16 protein-coding genes are annotated in these 17,679 nt (G+C 72.4%); 11 read left to right on the forward strand and 5 right to left on the reverse strand.

The window, feature by feature from the left end; all coding sequences use genetic code 11:
• The first annotated feature begins 151 nt into the window (after nt 1-151).
• From ACF1BE_RS05955 to ACF1BE_RS05965, 3 genes are all read left to right on the forward strand, one after another.
• Entirely contained in the window at nt 152-1,498 is a 1,347-nt protein-coding gene (locus ACF1BE_RS05955) for a sensor histidine kinase (RefSeq protein WP_392197726.1), read from the forward strand.
• Nucleotides 1,495-2,160, forward strand: coding sequence for a response regulator (locus ACF1BE_RS05960; protein WP_392197727.1), 666 nt, complete (start codon nt 1,495-1,497; stop codon nt 2,158-2,160). Before ACF1BE_RS05955 ends, ACF1BE_RS05960 begins: the two co-directional genes overlap by 4 nt.
• 144 nt (nt 2,161-2,304) lie before the next feature.
• Nucleotides 2,305-3,525 carry a cytochrome P450 gene (locus ACF1BE_RS05965; RefSeq protein ID WP_392197728.1) on the forward strand — a complete coding sequence of 407 codons (1,221 nt, stop codon included), beginning with the start codon at nt 2,305-2,307 and terminating at the stop codon, nt 3,523-3,525.
• A gap of 48 nt (nt 3,526-3,573) precedes the next feature.
• Here ACF1BE_RS05965 and ACF1BE_RS05970 read toward each other — a convergent pair whose 3' ends face one another.
• Nucleotides 3,574-4,446, reverse strand: coding sequence for a diacylglycerol kinase (locus ACF1BE_RS05970; RefSeq protein WP_392197729.1), 873 nt, complete (start codon nt 4,444-4,446; stop codon nt 3,574-3,576).
• Between the two features lie 197 nt (nt 4,447-4,643).
• Here ACF1BE_RS05970 and ACF1BE_RS05975 point away from each other — a divergent pair, with 197 nt between their 5' ends.
• Entirely contained in the window at nt 4,644-5,927 is a 1,284-nt protein-coding gene (locus tag ACF1BE_RS05975) for an adenylosuccinate synthase (protein WP_392197730.1), read from the forward strand.
• A 221-nt stretch (nt 5,928-6,148) separates the two neighbouring features.
• Here ACF1BE_RS05975 and ACF1BE_RS05980 read toward each other — a convergent pair whose 3' ends face one another.
• From ACF1BE_RS05980 to ACF1BE_RS05990, 3 genes are all read right to left on the reverse strand, one after another.
• On the reverse strand, nt 6,149-6,799 hold the full coding sequence (locus ACF1BE_RS05980; protein ID WP_392197731.1) for a hypothetical protein: 651 nt from the start codon (nt 6,797-6,799) through the stop codon (nt 6,149-6,151).
• Nucleotides 6,800-6,907: 108 nt separating this feature from the next.
• The gene (locus ACF1BE_RS05985) at nt 6,908-7,603 is read right to left on the reverse strand and encodes a GntR family transcriptional regulator (RefSeq protein WP_392197732.1); all 696 of its coding nucleotides are present in this window, start codon (nt 7,601-7,603) and stop codon (nt 6,908-6,910) included.
• A 138-nt stretch (nt 7,604-7,741) separates the two neighbouring features.
• Complete coding sequence (locus tag ACF1BE_RS05990) at nt 7,742-9,097, reverse strand: aspartate aminotransferase family protein (protein ID WP_392197733.1); 1,356 nt, start codon at nt 9,095-9,097, stop codon at nt 7,742-7,744.
• A 230-nt stretch (nt 9,098-9,327) separates the two neighbouring features.
• Between ACF1BE_RS05990 and ACF1BE_RS05995 the strand changes: the two genes are divergently transcribed.
• Nucleotides 9,328-11,304 carry a protein kinase gene (locus tag ACF1BE_RS05995; RefSeq protein WP_392197734.1) on the forward strand — a complete coding sequence of 659 codons (1,977 nt, stop codon included), beginning with the start codon at nt 9,328-9,330 and terminating at the stop codon, nt 11,302-11,304.
• Between the two features lie 17 nt (nt 11,305-11,321).
• Here ACF1BE_RS05995 and ACF1BE_RS06000 read toward each other — a convergent pair whose 3' ends face one another.
• A complete protein-coding gene (locus ACF1BE_RS06000; RefSeq protein ID WP_392197735.1) occupies nt 11,322-12,071 on the reverse strand; it encodes an SLATT domain-containing protein in 750 nt (249 codons plus the stop codon).
• A 265-nt stretch (nt 12,072-12,336) separates the two neighbouring features.
• Here ACF1BE_RS06000 and ACF1BE_RS06005 point away from each other — a divergent pair, with 265 nt between their 5' ends.
• The 6 genes from ACF1BE_RS06005 (at nt 12,337) to ACF1BE_RS06030 (ending at nt 17,554) form a co-directional block, all read left to right on the forward strand.
• Complete coding sequence (locus ACF1BE_RS06005) at nt 12,337-12,678, forward strand: YbaB/EbfC family nucleoid-associated protein (RefSeq protein WP_392197846.1); 342 nt, start codon at nt 12,337-12,339, stop codon at nt 12,676-12,678.
• A 73-nt stretch (nt 12,679-12,751) separates the two neighbouring features.
• Nucleotides 12,752-13,351 carry a recombination mediator RecR gene (gene recR / locus ACF1BE_RS06010; protein WP_392197736.1) on the forward strand — a complete coding sequence of 200 codons (600 nt, stop codon included), beginning with the start codon at nt 12,752-12,754 and terminating at the stop codon, nt 13,349-13,351.
• A complete protein-coding gene (locus tag ACF1BE_RS06015) occupies nt 13,344-14,006 on the forward strand; it encodes a DUF5063 domain-containing protein (protein WP_392197737.1) in 663 nt (220 codons plus the stop codon). The genes recR and ACF1BE_RS06015 overlap by 8 nt, the downstream gene beginning before the upstream one ends.
• Nucleotides 14,007-14,170: 164 nt before the next feature.
• Nucleotides 14,171-15,442 (forward strand): aspartate kinase, encoded by a 1,272-nt coding sequence (locus ACF1BE_RS06020; protein ID WP_121787698.1) that lies wholly within the window; start codon nt 14,171-14,173, stop codon nt 15,440-15,442.
• A complete protein-coding gene (locus ACF1BE_RS06025; RefSeq protein ID WP_392197738.1) occupies nt 15,442-16,509 on the forward strand; it encodes an aspartate-semialdehyde dehydrogenase in 1,068 nt (355 codons plus the stop codon). Before ACF1BE_RS06020 ends, ACF1BE_RS06025 begins: the two co-directional genes overlap by 1 nt.
• Before the next feature lie 361 nt (nt 16,510-16,870).
• Nucleotides 16,871-17,554, forward strand: coding sequence for a SigE family RNA polymerase sigma factor (locus ACF1BE_RS06030; RefSeq protein WP_392197739.1), 684 nt, complete (start codon nt 16,871-16,873; stop codon nt 17,552-17,554).
• Nucleotides 17,555-17,679: the final 125 nt, after the last annotated feature.

Raw genomic sequence — 17,679 nt, forward strand, 5'->3', positions numbered from 1 at the left:
CCCCCGCCGGCCCCCGGCCCCGGCTCCTGAGCACTGGCCCCCGGCCCACCCCCGGCCCCGGGTTCCCGCGCCCGGTAGTACTTCAGGTGGACCCCCGAGAACCCCCCTCACTGCTGACGACCGCGTTCCCGCCTGGGCCTACCGTTCTTTCGTGACCGAGACGACGCACACGCAGCCGATGAGGCCGTCCGTGTCCGGCAGGCCCCGCAGTCCGGAGTTCCGGCTGGCCGCGGATGCTCTGCGCGGGCTGTGGCAGGACCTGTTCCATGACGCCTTCGCCTACCGTCCGCTGCCCCGCGCGGCCGTGGACGGCCCGTTGACCCGCCACCTGCCGGGCCGGCCGCGGACGTACGCGGTCTGGACCCCGCACGCGCTGGTGGTGGCCGGCGGGCTGGTGGCGCTGCTCGTCGGAGCGGTGCACACGGACGTGGGCGGGCCGTCCGTCCTCGGTGGACTGCTGGCCCTGGCCCCGGTCCTGCTGACGCTGGTGCGCCCGGTCGGCGCGTTCTGGCTGTCGTTCGCGGCGACCGCGGCCACCGCCGTCATCGGCGGCAGCTGGGGCAGTTGGCCGTGGCTTCCGGGCAGCTTCGTGTCCCATCTGCTGGTGCTCACGGTCGTGGCGGTCCGCACCCGCCCGCGCACGGCGGCCTGGATGTGGGCGCTGACCGCTCTGTACGGCGTGTGGGCCGACGCCGTCTTCGGCTGGGACCACGACGGCACCGACGTGGGCCCGATGCTGGTCGTCTCCGCGCTGGTCCTGCTGGCCGTCACCGTCCGGCACATCCGCCGGCAGGCCCAGCGGGAGGTGACCGCGCAGCAGACGGTCACCGCGGTGGAGCGTTCGCGGCGCACGCTGCTGGAGGAGCGCACGACCATCGCCCGTGAGCTGCACGACGTGGTCGCCCACCACATGTCGGTGGTGGCCATCCAGGCGGAGGCCGCGCCCTACCGGGTGGAGAATCCGCCGCCGGAGCTGGAGAAGGCCTTCGTCACCATCCGGGAGAACGCGGTGGCGGCCCTGACCGAGCTGCGCCGGGTGCTGGGCGTCGTACGCGCGGAGGACCACGAGGCGCCGGACGCCCCGCAGCCCACCCTCGCCGACCTGGACGGGCTGCTCGCCAACGTGCGGGAGGCCGGTTCGGACGTGACCAGGACGGTGACCGGCGCGGTGCGGGAACTGCCGCAGGGCGTGGAGCTGTCGGCGTACCGCATCGTGCAGGAGGCGCTGAGCAACACGCTGCGGCACGCGCCGGGCGCGGACGCGCGGGTCGAGGTCGCGTACGTCCTCGGCGGCCTGGGCCTGCGCGTCGTCAACGACCCGCCGCCGGCCCCGCACCTCGTCAAGCCCTCGCCCGGCGCCGGGCACGGCATCACGGGCATGCGGGAACGCGTCTCCATGCTGGACGGCGAGATGACGGCGGGCCCGACGGCCGACGGAGGATACGAGGTGACGGTGTTCCTGCCGGTGCCGGCGGCCGTGAACGAGGGTGGGGCATGACCATTCGCGTGCTGATCGCCGACGACCAGATGATGGTGCGCGAGGGCTTCTCGGTCCTGCTGAACGCTATGCCGGACATCGAGGTCGTCGGCGAGGCCGTCAACGGCCGGGAGGCGGTCGACCAGGTGCGGCGGCTGGCCCCGGACGTGGTGCTGATGGACATCCGTATGCCGGAGCTGAACGGGATCGAGGCGACCCGCGAGATCGTGGCCGCGGACGCGGCGGCGAAGGTGCTGGTGCTGACCACGTTCGACCTCGACGAGTACGTCTACCAGGCACTGCGGGCGGGAGCCTCCGGCTTCCTGCTGAAGGACGCCTCGGCCCGGCAGCTGGCCGACGGCGTCCGGGTGGTGGCGTCCGGCGAGGCCCTCCTCGCGCCTTCGGTCACCAGGCGGCTGATCACCGAGTTCTCCCGGCTGTCCGAGGCACCGCGCCTGACGCCGGCGGCGCGGTCGGCGTTCGGGGAGCTGACGGAACGCGAGACGGAGGTGCTGGTCCTGATCGCCCAGGGCCTGTCCAACGCGGAGATCGCCGAGCGGCTGGTCGTGGCGGAGTCGACGATCAAGACCCATGTGAGCCGCGTGCTGGTGAAACTCGGCCTCCGGGACCGCACCCAGGCGGCGGTGTTCGCGTACGAGGCGCGGCTGGTCACGCCCGGCTGACGGGGTCCGCGCCGCACCGCCGGGCCTCTTTCCGCCGCCCGTGCCCGGCCGGGAGCCCCGGCCGGAAGCCCCGGCCGGGAGCCCGCGCCCGGCCGGAGAACGTCACCCCTGGTCAGATGCCGCCCCACGCGTTAGCGTCCCCGCATGGCAGGCCCCACCGACCTCGCTTTCGACCCCTGGGACCCGGCGTTCGTCGCGGACCCGTACCCGGCCTTCGCGGAGCTGCGGGCGCGCGGCCGGGTGATCCGGTACGAGCCGACCGACCAGTGGCTGGTCCCGCACCACGCGGACGTCTCGGCGCTGCTGCGCGACCGCCGCCTCGGCCGCACCTACCGGCACCGCTTCTCGCACGAGGAGTTCGGCCGGAGCGCGCCGCCACCGGAGCACGAGCCGTTCCACACCCTCAACGACCACGGGATGCTCGACCTGGAGCCGCCGGACCACACCCGGATCAGGCGCCTGGTGTCGAAGGCGTTCACCCCGCGCACGGTGGAGCGGCTGAAGCCGTACGTCCACCGGCTGGCGGACGACCTGGTCGCCGGTCTCGTCCGGGAGGGCGGCGGCGATCTGCTGACGGACGTGGCGGAACCGCTGCCGGTCGCGGTGATCGCCGAGATGCTGGGCATCCCGGAGGCGGACCGGGGGCAGTTGCGCCCCTGGTCGGCGGCCATCTGCGGGATGTACGAGCTGAACCCGCCGCGGGAGACGGCCCTGCGGGCGGTACGGGCGTCGGTGGAGTTCTCGGACTACCTGCGCGAGCTGATCGCCGCCCGCCGCGAGGAGCCGGGGGAGGACCTGGTCTCCGGCCTGATCGCGGCCCACGACGAGGGCGACCGCCTCACCGAACAGGAGATGATCTCCACGGTGGTCCTGCTGCTCAACGCCGGCCACGAGGCCACGGTCAACGCCACGGTGAACGGCTGGTGGGCCCTGTTCCGCAACCCGGGCCAGCTGGCGGCCCTACGCGCCGGCCACCATCTGATTCCGGCCGCGGTCGAGGAACTGCTGCGCTACGACACCCCGCTCCAGCTCTTCGAACGCTGGGTCCTGGACGACATCGAGATCGACGGCACCACGATCCCCCGGGGCGCGGAGATCGCCATGCTCTTCGGCTCCGCCAACCACGACCCGGCCGTCTTCGCCGACCCCGGCCGCCTGGACCTCACCCGCGCTGACAACCCGCACGTCTCCTTCAGCGCCGGCATCCACTACTGCATCGGCGCCCCGCTGGCCCGCATGGAGCTGGCCGCGTCCCTGTCGGCGCTGCTCCGGCAGGCGCCCACGCTGACCCTGGCGGCGGAACCGGAACGCAAGCCGGGCTTCGTGATCAGGGGCCTGCGGGGGCTGAGCGTGGAGATCGGCTGACCACGTCCGCGCGAGGCGGCACACCGGGCGGGAAAGGGCCGGCGCGGGTCAGATGTCCGGCATCGTCAGCGGACCGTCGGCGAAGGTGTGGCGGGGCAGTACCAACCCCCACGCCCCCTCCTCCACCCGCCACGTCCGCCGCCGTACCGGCCCCGCCACCGCCGTGTCCGCCCGGTAGCGGAAGTCCGCCCCGGTGACCGTCACCGTGTGGCCTGAGGTCAGCAGGGGGGCCGCCGCCGCGCCCACCGACAGCGGGCGGACCTCCACGTCCGCCATTCCGCGGGCGCCCGGGGTCACCGAGACCGTCTCCACCGGCTGGTCCAGGTCCACGAGCGTCTCGCCGTCGACCTCCACCCTCAGCCGCGTGGGCCCCGGGGAGGGCACGGCGGGCAGCCGGAGCGGACGCGGGGCCAGGGGACGCACCAGGGAGCGGAACCAGGGCCGGCCCACGGAGACGTGCATCGGCTGGGCGGCGGCCACCCGCACCGGCGCCGGCGGAATGCCCAGCGTCCCCAGCACCACCCCGTCGCTGTCGTCGACCAGCAGGTCCAGCCGCCGCTCCGCCCCGTCCAGCACGGCCCGCGCGGCCGCCACCGTCCCGGCGGGCACCCCGAGCGACTCGGCGAGCGCGCTGTCCCCCACCGGCACCACCGACAGCACACACCCGGCCAGCTCCCGCTGCCGGTGCAGCAGGGCGACGGTCCGCACCAGAGCCCGGCCGTCACCGATCACCACCGGCCGCCGCGACCCCCTTCGGCCCAGCGCGCGGGCGAATTCCTCCGGCCCCTCCGGCAGGCACACCTTGGCCGCCGCACCCGCGCTGAGCACGTCTTTCGCGATCCGCACGGACTCTCCGTCCGTCTGCCGGGCCGCCGGATCGATGATCACAAGCAGCTGATCGGACTTCGCGAAAGTCGCCACCTCGGTCCTGCCTCGCTTCCTCGGGTAGCATCTTTGTGCAAGAGCCCCTTGCGCTATTGCGCCAGGGGCTTCGTCTATTCCGGGGCATCCGGTCCGACGGTTGTGCGACCAACGGCGGTCGCTGTGGCACGCGGCGGTGAACCTTACGCCCACGCCCCCGACCTTGGACATGCCCCGCCCGGAAGGGGTGTACGCGCGTGCCCGCACTTGTGCTGCTCGGTGCTCAGTGGGGTGACGAAGGCAAGGGAAAGGCGACGGACCTGCTCGGTGGCTCCGTCGACTATGTGGTGCGATACCAGGGTGGCAACAACGCCGGCCACACGGTGGTCGTCGGCGACCAGAAGTACGCACTCCACCTCCTTCCTTCCGGAATCCTGTCGCCCGGCTGTACGCCGGTCATCGGCAACGGTGTCGTCGTCGACCCGTCGGTCCTGCTCTCCGAGCTGAGCGGTCTGAACGAGCGTGGCGTTGACACGTCCAAGCTCCTGATCAGTGGTAACGCGCACATCATCACGCCGTACAACGTGACCGTCGACAAGGTGACGGAACGCTTCCTCGGCAAGCGCAAGATCGGTACCACCGGCCGCGGTATCGGCCCGACCTACGCCGACAAGATCAACCGCGTGGGCATCCGGGTCCAGGACCTGTACGACGAGTCGATCCTCACCCAGAAGGTGGAGGCGGCCCTCGACGTCAAGAACCAGATCCTCACCAAGCTCTACAACCGGCGGGCCATCGCCGTCGACCAGGTCGTCGAGGAGCTGCTGACGTACGCGGAGAAGCTCGCGCCGTACGTCGCCGACACCGTCCTGGTGCTGAACCAGGCGCTGGAGGACGACAAGGTCGTCCTGTTCGAGGGCGGTCAGGGCACCCTCCTGGACATCGATCACGGCACGTACCCCTTCGTCACCTCCTCGAACCCGACCGCGGGCGGCGCCTGCACCGGCGCCGGCGTGGGCCCGACGAAGATCAGCCGCGTGATCGGCATCCTCAAGGCCTACACCACCCGTGTCGGCGCCGGCCCGTTCCCCACGGAGCTGTTCGACGAGGACGGCCAGGCGCTGCGCCGTATCGGCGGCGAGCGGGGCGTCACCACCGGCCGTGACCGCCGCTGCGGCTGGTTCGACGCGGTCATCGCCCGCTACGCGACCCGCGTCAACGGCCTGACCGACTTCTTCCTCACCAAGCTGGACGTCCTGACCGGCTGGGAGCAGATCCCGGTCTGCGTGGCGTACGAGATCGACGGCAAGCGCGTCGAGGAACTCCCGTACTCCCAGACCGACTTCCACCACGCGAAGCCGGTCTACGAGACCCTGCCGGGCTGGTCCGAGGACATCACCGGGGCGAAGTCCTTCTCCGACCTGCCCAAGAACGCCCAGAACTACGTGAAGGCCCTGGAGGAGATGTCCGGCGCCCCGATCTCCGCGATCGGCGTGGGCCCGGGCCGCGACGAGACGATCGAGATCAACTCGTTCCTCTAGACGTGTCGCGGGCGGCGCCCGCCGGACGTGCCCCCGGGCACGACCGGCGGGCGCCGCCGCGTCGTGCCCGGTGCCCGGACGCGGCACAGCCGGCCGAGGAGGAAGCCGACGCCTGCCCCTGACGCCGTGCCCGTCCCGCGGTCACCCAGCGGCGTGGGCGAGGAGGTCGGTCCACGCGGCCGGGGTGACCGACAGGTGGGGCGGCCGGTGGGCCTCTCGCCTCAGCTGAAGACGATCATCGAGCCCTGTGCCAGTGAGCGGGTCGCCGCCGCGTGCAGGCCCAGCCAGACGTGGCGTTCGCGCGCGAAGGGACTGGGGTCGTAGGGGGCGGGGACGGCCGGTTCCTCCAGTTCCGTCGGGCCGGCCGGCGGGGTGGGCGGCGCCGGGGGGTTCGCCGGGTCGATGCCGATGACGGGGGCGACGTGCTGGAGTTCGCGCAGCAGGGTCTGGGAGCTGCCCAGGGGGCCGCCGCCGGCCAGCAGCTCGTCGTTGGAGAGCGGGTGCGGGAAGTCCACGGGGACGTACGCGCCCGCGTGGTCGTAGTGCCAGACCAGGTGCGACTGCTGCGCGGTCGTCTCGAACATCTCCAGCAACTGCTCGTAGTCCCCGCCCAGTTCGTCCACCGGGGTCACCGGCAGGCCGCAGACCTGGAGCAGGTGGGCGCGGCGCAGGAAGTGCAGGGCGTCGTAGTCGAACCCGGCGACCGGGGCGACGTCACCGGACAGACCCGGCATGTACTGGTACACCGGCACCGGCGGCAGGCCGGACTCGGCCAACGCCTTGTTGTACTGCGAGAGTTCCTCGGCGAAGGGGTTGTCCGGGGTGTGGCACAACACGTCCACGAGCGGTACCAGCCACAGGTCACAGGCCAAAAGAGGCTCCTCGCATCGGCAGGCGCGGGGTCACGCACGACAGCAGGTGTCAGGGCAGGGTAGTGCGTCCGGCCCCGGGGTGGTTCGCCCGCGGACCGTACCGGTCACCTACCCGTTGGTCAGGCGTTCCAGCAGTGCCAGCGCGTGGGCGTTGGAGGCGGCGACGATCGCGCGGGCGGCCCCGGCCTCGCGGCGGGCCAGCGCGTCGACCAGCTCGGTGTGCCCGGCCCAGAGCCGGCCGCGCAGGTCGGGCAGGCGGAGCAGGTGCTGCACCGCGCAGACCCAGGACTGCACCCGCAGGCGGTGCAGGAAGTCGCCGAGGTAGGGGTTGCCGAACAGGGCGCTCAGCTCGCGCCAGAACCGCAGGTCGTAGCCGACGAGGACGGTGAGGTCCCCGGCGGCCGCGGCCCGCTGGGCCTCCTCGCCGCGGCGGCGCACGGTGGCCAGGGCGGCGGCCGTGCGGGGGTCGTCCGGCGGGGTGCGGAAGGCGGGGTGGTCCGCGACGAGGGCCTGGAACATGCCGTCGGTGACCAGGCTGCGGGCCTCGATCATGTTCCGGTGGTCGGTGAGCGAGTACTCGGGCACGCGGAAACCGCGGTGCTGGTCGGCCTCCAGGATGCCCTGCGCGGACAGGTCGACCAGCGCCTCGCGGACCGGGGTGGCGGAGACGCCGTACTGGTCGGCGATCTCCTTGACGGTGAACGCCAGGCCCGGGCGCAGCCGCCCCGCCAGCACCTCGTCCCGGAGCGCGTCCGCGATCTGCTGGCGCAGGGTGCTGCGCGTCACGGCGCCGGTACCGGGCATGGTCCGTGCCTCTCCTCACACGTCCGGGGTGACGTACTCGTACGTACGCGCGATCAACGCGCGTACATATCACTTACGAGCACGTCACCTTACGCGTTCGGACCGGCCCGGCGGCAGCCTCGGATCCGGTACACGGCGTCACACGGTGTACTCGTCGGCCACGGTCAGCGCGGCGTCGAGCGCGGCCAGGCCCTCCTTCAGCTCGGCCTCGGTCACGTTGCAGGGCGGCACGACGTGCGTGCGGTTCATGTTCACGAACGGCCACAGGCCGTGCCGCCTGGCGGCGGCCGCGAACGCGGCCATCGGGGCGTTGGCCTCGCCGGAGGCGTTGTACGGCACCAGCGGCTCGCGGGTCTCCCGGTTCCGCACCAGCTCCAGCGCCCAGAACATGCCGACGCCGCGCACCTCGCCGACGCTCGGGTGCCGGGCCGCCAGCGCGGCGAGGGCGGGGCCGACGACCGTCTCACCGAGGTGCCGGGCGTTGTCGACCACGCCCTCCCGCGCCATCACGCCGATCGTGGCGACGGCGGCGGCGCAGGCCAGCGGGTGACCGGAGTAGGTGAGGCCGCCGGGGTAGGGACGCTTGCCGAAGGTCTCGGCGATCCGCTGCGAGATGGCCACACCGCCGAGCGGGACGTAACCGGAGTTCACACCCTTGGCGAAGGTCATCAGGTCGGGTACGACACCGGACAGGTCGGCCGCGAACCACTCGCCGGTCCGGCCGAACCCGGACATGACCTCGTCCAGGACGAAGACGATGCCGTAGGTGTCGCACAGCTCGCGGACCCCGGCCAGGTAGCCGGGCGGCGGAACCATGATCCCGGCGGTGCCGGGGACGCTCTCCAGGACGATCGCGGCGATGGAGGCCGGCCCCTCGAAGGCGATCGTCGTCTCCAGGTGCTCCAGCGCCCGCGCGCACTCCTGCTCCTCGGTCTCCGCGTAGAAGCGGGAGCGGTAGAGGAACGGCGCCCAGAAGTGGACGACGCCGGCGCTGCCGCTGTCGGAGGCCCAGCGGCGCGGATCGCCGGTGAGGTTGACGGCCTGCTGGGTGCCGCCGTGGTACGAGCGGTAGGCGGAGAGCACCTTCGGGCGGCCCGTGTGCAGCCGGGCCATGCGCACCGCGTGCTCGACGGCGTCCGCGCCGCCGTTGGTGAAGAAGATCTTGTCCAGGTCGCCGGGGGTCCGCTCGGCGATCAGCCGGGCCGCCTCCGAGCGGGCCTCGACGGCGAACGCGGGCGCGAAGGTCGTCATCCTCGCGGCCTGCTCCTGGATCGCCGCGACGACCTCGGGGTGCTGGTATCCGATGTTGGTGAAGACGAGCCCGCTGGTGAAGTCCAGGTAGCGCGTGCCGTCGTAGTCCCAGAAGTACGACCCCTCGGCGCCGGCGACGGCGAGCGGGTCGATGAGGTCCTGGGCGGACCAGGAGTGGAAGACGTGCGCGCGGTCCGCGGCCTTCACTGCGGCGCCGGCGTCGGGGCGGGGCTGAGGGGTCATGCGGCCGAGGGTAGATGTCCGCGATACGGAAGGGGTATCGGCGTCCTGTTCCGTCGACAAGGGCATTTCGCGACAGGTTGTCGACATGCCGTCGGCAGGCGTGCAGGTGGTGAGGCCGCGCACGTCCCGGGCGAGCCTGTTACGCAACCGTAGACAGCGGCCCGCGCCCGCCGCCGCACCCCCGCACTATTCTCGGTCTGTTGCGACCTATGGGGGAAGGCGGCGCGGGGATGGAGAAGCTGGGAGCGGGGGACCCCCAGGGGATCGGGTCCTACCGACTGCTGGCGCGGCTCGGCGCGGGCGGCATGGGGCACGTGTATCTGGCCCGGTCGGAGCGGGGACGTACCGTCGCCGTGAAACTCGTCCGTGCGGAGCTGGCCGAGCAGGAGGAGTTCCGCGCGCGGTTCCGGCAGGAGGTGCGGGCCGCGCGGCGGGTCGGCGGGTACTGGACCGCGCCCGTGCTGGACGCGGACACCGAGGCACCCGTGCCGTGGGTGGCGACCGGGTACGTGGCCGGGCCGAGCCTCCAGCAGGTCGTCGGGCACGACCACGGGGCGCTTCCCGAGCGGTCGGTACGGATCCTCGCGGCGGGACTCGCGCACGCGCTGACGGACATCCACGCGGCGGGGATCGTGCACCGGGACCTGAAGCCGTCGAACGTGCTCGTGACCATCGACGGGCCGCGCGTGATCGACTTCGGCATCGCGCGGGCCCTGGAGACGGCCACCGCCGCCGGTGAGGGGCTGACCCGGACCGGGTCGCTCGTCGGGTCGCCCGGGTTCATGGCACCCGAGCAGGTGCGCGGGGACCGGATCACACCGGCGTGCGACGTGTTCTGCCTCGGGTCCGTGCTGGCCTACGCGGCGACCGGGGCCCCGCCCTTCGGGAGCGCCGACAGCGGGGTGCACGCGCTGATGTTCCGGATCGCCCAGGAGGAGCCGGACCTGACGGGGGTGCCGGAGGGGATCGCCGACCTGGTCCGGGACTGCCTGCGCAAGGACCCGGGGGCCCGGCCCTCGCTGGACACGATCCTGGAGCGGACCGGGGCCCAGGACACGGTGGCCGACGGGCGGTCCCGGGACCCGTGGCTGCCCGGTTCGCTGGTCGCGCAGCTGGGACGGCACGCCGTGCGGCTGCTGGAGGTGGAGAGCCCGGAAGGCGGCCCGGGACCGTCGTCGCCCGACGCGGGCGCGTCGGCGGACGGTTTCCCCCTCGCACCGCCCCTGCCGGCAGCGGGCATGTCCGGCGCCGGAGCGGGGGCGCCCTCCGTGGGCGCCGGTGCGTCGCCCGAGCACGCCGCCGTCTCCGACGGGCCGCCGGCTCCGCCCGCCGGGCCGGTGCCCGGCGCCGGCGTCGGACATCTGCCCACCACCGTCTCCGCCCCGGCCCCACCGCCCGGCACGCCGCCGGCGCCGCCCGGGTTCGGCGCCGTACCCGGCGCGTACGGGCCCGCGTACGCCCAGCAGCACCCGCAGCAGCACCCCGCGCCCGCCGCCTACGGATATCCCCAGCAGCCCGGCGCCGGGTCCTGGGGAGGAGCACCGCCGCCGTACAACCCGTACGCCGGCGGGCTCGGCCACACCCCTCCGTACGGGCCGACGACCGCCGGAGCGCCGGGGGAGACCGAGCGGCGCAACGGGCGGTCCACCGCGCTGCTCGTCGTGATCGCCCTGGTCGTCGCGCTGGGCGCGGGCGGCACGGTGTACGCGCTGATGAAGAACGGCAGCGGCGACGACGACAAGGGCGGCGGCACGGTCAGCCCCGTCCCCACCGTCACCTCCGCGCCCCCGGCCACCTCCGGGGCGCCCACACCGGCCACCTCGTCACCGTCGGCGTCCGCCTCCACGGCGGGGGCGGTCCCGGACGCCTACCTGGGCTCCTGGCGGACCACCATCGACAACGCCGACGGCTCCCACACCCGCGCACTCACCCTCCGGCAGGGCGAGGTGGGCGACGCCGTGCTGACGCTGGTCGCGGACGGACCCACCGACGGCGGCGGGACGTACCACTGCGTCTTCGAGGGCACGCTCGCCGCGGAGCCCGGCGCCGGCGGGCCGCTGGAGATCGGGCCCTCCACCGTCACCAGCGGTGCGCCCGCCTCCTCCTGCTCGCCCGGCGAGGCCACCGAGGTCACCCTGCTGCCGGACGGGCGCCTGAAGCGGTCGAAGGCGAACGGCGGGGAAAGCCTGACGTACAGCAAGGAGTGACCGGGCCGGCGAAGTGCCTAGCGTGGCTCGGGCGGGCGTTGTCTGGGCATGTTCGGCCGGCTCCCGTTCGCCGGCGGCAGGGGGAAACGGCCGCCGGAACCCCCGGCCTCCTGCCGCGGCACCGACGTCACCGCCGTCTGGATCCCCAGCGGTACCGAACCCGTCCGGAACTCCACCATCCAGTCGGTCGTCTCCGTACGCATCAGCTCGGTGACGTCCTCGGAGAACCGCCGCAGCACCGACAGGCACCGCTCGGCCGCCTCGCTCGCCGTCCCCTCCGCCGGCCCCAGCACCTCCCGCACGCACTCCGAGGCCCAGTCGAACCGAAGCGTCTGGAGCCGCCGCTGCACCGCCTGCGCGGTCGCCACGTCCCTCATCCAGCCGGACGTGACCCCGAAGAACCGGTCGACGCCGGCGCAGGAGGCCGCCAGCAGCAGGGCCAGGCACCCCCAGGGGGCGATCCCGGCGGCCACCCCGGTGAGGTCCAGCAGGGGCAGCGCCGCCCCCACCACGGCCCCGGCCGCCGTGCCCGCCCGCAGTACCCGCGCCCAGCGCCGCTTGCGGACCCGGTCCCGCAGATACCACGCGGCCGTCTCCAGCGCCCGGTCCTCCACCCACCGGTACAGTTCGTCCAGCCGTTCGGCGGGTTCCGCCCAGTCCCCGAGCGGGAAGGCCCGCCCGGTCAGGTCGCCCGGCCGCAGCCCGGCCGCGCCCTCGCCCCGCCCGTCCTGAGGCGGACCCTCGGGCTGCATCTCCGGCTGACCCACCCGGCACTCCCTACTGATCACGACCGGTCACATTGCGTGACATGCCCTGCCGACGCGCGGCCACCTTCCTACCGCCCGACGGGTGGCGGGGAGGGGGCTTCCCCGGGTTTTCCGCCCGGAAGTGCGTCTTGATCAGGTAGAGGACTCCCGTAGTTCTCACTCGAAAGAGTGGCGGGGCGATGGCCGCGTGGACCACGTAGGCTCAGTCACGACGGAGAAAGAAGACGTCGAGAAGGACGTCGGAGAAGACGGCGAGGAGCTGATCGTGATTCCCGGTGGCCAGCCCAACATGCAGCAGCTGCTCCAGCAGGCCCAGAAGATGCAGCAGGACCTCCAGCAGGCGCAGGAGGAACTGGCGAACACGGAGGTCGACGGGCAGGCCGGTGGCGGTCTGGTGCGGGCCACCGTGACCGGGTCCGGCGAGCTGCGCGCGCTGCGCATCGACCCCAAGGCGGTGGACCCGGAGGACACCGAGACCCTCGCCGACCTGATCGTGGCAGCCGTGCAGGCGGCCAACGAGAACGCGCAGACGCTCCAGCAGCAGAAGCTCGGCCCGCTGGCACAGGGGCTGGGCGGCGGCAGCGGCATCCCGGGTCTGCCGTTCTGACCCCGCCGCCTTCCACGCGAAGGCGGGTGCCGACTACCGTACGTACCGAAAGGTCTCCAGGAAAGGCAGTCCGTTGTACGAAGGCGTGGTCCAGGACCTCATCGACGAACTGGGGCGGCTGCCCGGCGTCGGTCCCAAGAGCGCGCAGCGGATCGCCTTCCACATCCTCCAGGCCGAGCCGGCCGACGTAAAACGGCTCGCGCAGACGCTCCTGGAAGTGAAGGCGAAGGTCCGCTTCTGCGCGACGTGCGGCAACGTGGCACAGGAGGAGCTGTGCAACATCTGCCGTGACGCGCGCCGCGACCTCTCCGTCATCTGTGTGGTGGAGGAGCCGAAGGACGTCGTCGCGATCGAGCGCACCCGTGAGTTCCGGGGCCGCTACCACGTGCTCGGGGGCGCGATCAGCCCGATCGAGGGTGTCGGTCCCGACGACCTGCGTATCCGGGAACTTCTCGCGCGGTTGGCCGACGGGACGGTCACGGAACTGATCCTTGCCACGGACCCCAATCTGGAAGGCGAGGCCACGGCGACGTACCTTGCTCGCATGATCAAGCCCATGGGCCTGAAGGTCACCCGCCTGGCCAGCGGCCTCCCGGTGGGTGGCGACCTGGAATACGCGGACGAGGTGACCCTCGGCCGCGCCTTCGAGGGGAGACGACTCCTAGATGTCTGACGCCACACTGCACGCCTCGGCGCAGAACCCGGACGACTTCGTGGTCCAGATCGCGGACCAGGTCGAGAGCTTCCTGGTGGCTGTCACGGAGGTGGCGAAGGGCGACGAACCCGGCTCGACGGTGCCCTTCCTCCTCCTTGAGGTCTCCCAGCTCCTGCTGGCCGGCGGCCGGCTGGGCGCCCACGAGGACATCGTCCCCGACGACCGCTACGAGCCCGACCCGGGTCCCGAACCGGACGTGGACGGGATCCGCGAGAGTTTCGCCCGCCTCCTGGACCCCGTCGACGTCTACTCCGAGGTCTTCGACCCGTACGAGCCCCGCAAGGCGCCGGTGCCCGGCCGGATCTCCGACGACCTCGCGGACATCATCACCGACCTGCGGCACGGGATGGTCCACTACCGCGCGGGCCGCACCACCGAGGCCCTGTGGTGGTGGCAGTTCTCGTACTTCTCCAACTGGGGTCCGATGGCGTCCGCGGTACTGCGCGCCCTCCAGTCCGTCCTGATCCACGTCCGCCTGAACCAGCCCCTGGAGGAGCTGGACGGCCTCGACACCGACCAGGCGGCCATCGGCGACGAGACCCTGGAGTTCGAGGCGGGCCGGGTGATGGCCCAGGAGATCGGCGATCCGCTGGGCATCCGGCCGGCCACGTAGCCGCCGGGCGCGGTTGTGAGCCCGGGCACGTTCCGAGTGCCGGGCGGCACGCCGGGCAGGTGGCGGTAGCGGGCGTCCGGCGTCTCACCATGCGGGAGAACGGTGGTGGGATGCGGACGCTCGTTAAACTGAGCCGACACAAACGAACCGAGCGAGGAGCGCACGTGGGCCTTGTCGTGCAGAAGTACGGAGGCTCCTCCGTAGCCGATGCCGAGGGCATCAAGCGCGTCGCCAAGCGGATCGTGGAAGCGAAGAAGAACGGCAACCAGGTTGTCGTCGTCGTTTCCGCGATGGGCGACACGACGGACGAGCTGATCGATCTCGCCGAGCAGGTGTCTCCGATGCCTGCCGGCCGGGAGTTCGACATGCTGCTGACCGCCGGGGAGCGGATCTCCATGGCGCTGCTGGCGATGGCGATCAAGAACCTGGGCCACGAGGCGCAGTCCTTCACCGGCAGCCAGGCAGGTGTCATCACCGACTCGGTCCACAACAAAGCCCGGATCATCGACGTCACGCCGGGCCGGATCCGCACCGCGCTGGACGAGGGCAACATCGCCATCGTCGCCGGTTTCCAGGGCGTGAGCCAGGACAAGAAGGACATCACCACGCTGGGCCGCGGTGGGTCCGACACGACGGCCGTGGCGCTCGCCGCCGCGCTCGACGCCGAGGTCTGCGAGATCTACACCGACGTCGACGGCGTGTTCACCGCCGACCCGCGCGTGGTGAAGAAGGCGAAGAAGATCGACTGGATCTCCTTCGAGGACATGCTGGAGCTGGCGGCCTCCGGCTCCAAGGTGCTGCTCCACCGCTGTGTGGAGTACGCCCGCCGCTACAACATCCCGATCCACGTCCGGTCCAGCTTCAGCGGGCTGCAGGGCACGTGGGTCAGCAGTGAGCCGATTGGGGACAAGCAGGTGGAGCAGGCCATCATCTCCGGTGTCGCGCACGACACCTCCGAGGCCAAGATCACCGTCGTCGGTGTGCCGGACAAGCCGGGTGAGGCCGCCGCCATCTTCCGGACCATCGCCGACGCCGCCATCAACCTCGACATGGTCGTGCAGAACGTGTCCGCCGCCTCCACGGGCCTGACGGACATCTCCTTCACCCTGCCGAAGACCGAGGGCCGCAAGGCCATCGACGCGCTGGAGCGCAACCGCTCCGGCATCGGCTTCGACTCGCTGCGCTACGACGACCAGATCGGCAAGATCTCCCTGGTCGGCGCCGGCATGAAGACCAACCCGGGCGTCACCGCCTCCTTCTTCGAGGCGCTGAGCAACGCCGGCGTGAACATCGAGCTGATCTCGACCTCCGAGATCCGCATCTCGGTCGTCACCCGCGCCGACGACGTGGCGGAGGCCGTCCGCGCCGTGCACACCGCCTTCGGGCTCGACTCCGACACCGACGAGGCCGTCGTCTACGGAGGCACCGGCCGCTGATGGCGCTGACCGGCAGGCCGACGCTCGCGGTCGTGGGTGCGACCGGGGCCGTCGGCACGGTCATGCTCCAGCTCCTGTCCCAGCGGGCGGACATCTGGGGTGAGATCCGACTGATCGCCTCCCCGCGCTCGGCCGGCCGCAAGCTGGCCGTGCGCGGGACGGAGACCGAGGTGGTGGCCCTGTCGGAGGAAGCCTTCGACGGGGTCGGCATCGCGCTGTTCGACGTCCCCGACGAGGTCGCCGCCGTGTGGGCGCCGGTCGCCGCCGCGCGCGGTGCGGTCGTCGTCGACAACTCCGGCGCCTTCCGGACGGACCCGGACGTGCCCCTGGCCGTACCCGAGGTCAACCCGCACACCGTGCGGTCCCGCCCGCGCGGGATCGTCGCCAACCCCAGCTGCACGACCCTGACGATGATCGTCGCCCTGGGCGCGCTGCACGCCGAGTTCGGGCTGCGTGAGCTGGTGGTGTCGTCGTACCAGGCGGTGAGCGGGGCCGGGCGGGCCGGGGTGGAGACGCTCAGGGCCCAGCTGTCCCTGGTGGCCGGCACCGAACTGGGCACCAAGCCCGGGGACGTACGGCGGGCCGTCGGGGACGGCACCGGGCCGTTCCCGGAGCCGGTCGCGCTCAACGTCGTCCCGTGGGCCGGATCGCTGCGGGAGGACGGCTGGTCGTCGGAGGAGATGACGGTCCGCGACGAGTCCCGCAAGATCCTCGGACTGCCGCGGCTGCCGGTCGCCGTGACCTGCGTGCAGGTGCCGGTGATTACCACGCACTCGCTGACCGTCCACGCCCGCTTCCAGCGCGAGGTCGGTGTCGACGGCGCCCGCGAGATCCTCGCCACCGCGCCCGGTGTCGTGCTCTGCGACAACCCGGAGGCCGGCGAGTTCCCGACCCCCGCAGACGTGGTGGGCACGGACCCGACCTGGGTCGGCCGGGTGCGGCGGGCCCTGGACGACCCGACCGCGCTCGAACTGTTCGTGTGCGGCGACAACCTGCGCAAGGGTGCCGCGCTGAACGCGGTGCAGATCGCGGAGCTGGTCGCGGCGGAGCCGCCCGGCCGCGGCTGAGCAATTTTCGTCCGGTCCGAACGAGACTCTCCGGCCCCGCTGCGTAGGATCTGTGTGCGAAGAGTGGCCGGGAGCATGGTCGTGACCCACTTGAACCGGTCTCTCCTCACGACAGAGGATGTGCCTCCCCGCCCTCCGCAACCGTACGGAGGGCGGGGAGCGTCTTTGCGGTCACCCTTGCGGGACCTGGGGGCGTGATGATCCTGGCGTGGGGACGCCGTGATCGGGGCGTGGGGACGCCCGTTCAAATGGGACATAAGGGAAGAGCGGGACGCATGACGGCACTTGAGGCACCGTCGGTTGTCGCACATGTGACGCCCGGCACGTACAACCTCCGAGGGGGGGAACGTGTCCAACCGGCGTGGCAGAGGTACTCGAACTCAGTGTGGCCCGCACCGGCACGGCCCTGCGGCCGCCCCGTGCGGCGCTCAGGCCCCGCACGCCCGGCGGCATGCCGGTGATCGCGCCCATGCCCGCAGCGCGGCCGGCCCGCATACCCAGTCAGCGTGACGGCGCCGAGGAGACCGGGACCACCCCGGCGACCGTGGCCGCCGGCACGACCGTCGATCACCTCACCGAGACCTACCGGGCGCACTACCGCTCCCTGCTCGGCCTCGCCGCCCTCCTCCTCGACGACACCGCCTCCTGCGAGGACGTCGTCCAGGAGGCCTTCATCCGCGTCCACTCCGCCCGCAAGCGCGTCCGCGACCCCGAAAAGACCCTGGCCTACCTGCGCCAGACGGTCGTCAACCTCTCCCGGTCCACGCTGCGCCGGCGCATCATCGGCCTGAAGCTGCTCTCCAAGCCGATGCCCGACATGGCGAGCGCGGAGGAGGGCGCCTTCGACCAGCTGGAGCGCCGCGACCTCATCAAGGCGATGAAGGGTCTCCAGCGCCGCCAGCGCGAGGTGCTCGTGCTGCGCTACTTCGCGGACATGACCGAGGCCCAGGTCGCCGAGACCCTCGGCATATCCCTGGGCTCGGTCAAGGCGTACGGCTCGCGGGGCGTCGCCGCGCTGCGGGTCGCCATGGAGGCCTCGGCATGAAAGACCACGCCGAAGGGGGCGAACCGCATGACGGCCACTCCCATGAACGTCACTCCCATGAACGTCACGAGCCCTACGCCTGGCACGAGCCGACACAACGGCACGGGCAAGAGCACACGCCAACG

Source organism: Streptomyces sp. NPDC014991 (assembly GCF_043080665.1).
Lineage (GTDB): Bacteria > Actinomycetota > Actinomycetes > Streptomycetales > Streptomycetaceae > Streptomyces.

Excerpts from the sequence above, each read along its gene's own strand:
- ACF1BE_RS05995 (WP_392197734.1), top strand. The coding sequence starts at position 9,328 with ATGGAGAAGCTGGGAGCGGGGGACCCCCAGGGGATCGGGTCCTACCGA.
- ACF1BE_RS05965 (WP_392197728.1), top strand. The coding sequence starts at position 2,305 with ATGGCAGGCCCCACCGACCTCGCTTTCGACCCCTGGGACCCGGCGTTC.
- ACF1BE_RS06025 (WP_392197738.1), top strand. The coding sequence starts at position 15,442 with ATGGCGCTGACCGGCAGGCCGACGCTCGCGGTCGTGGGTGCGACCGGG.
- ACF1BE_RS05985 (WP_392197732.1), bottom strand. The coding sequence starts at position 7,603 with ATGCCCGGTACCGGCGCCGTGACGCGCAGCACCCTGCGCCAGCAGATC.
- ACF1BE_RS05960 (WP_392197727.1), top strand. The coding sequence starts at position 1,495 with ATGACCATTCGCGTGCTGATCGCCGACGACCAGATGATGGTGCGCGAG.
- ACF1BE_RS05990 (WP_392197733.1), bottom strand. The coding sequence starts at position 9,097 with ATGACCCCTCAGCCCCGCCCCGACGCCGGCGCCGCAGTGAAGGCCGCG.
- ACF1BE_RS06015 (WP_392197737.1), top strand. The coding sequence starts at position 13,344 with ATGTCTGACGCCACACTGCACGCCTCGGCGCAGAACCCGGACGACTTC.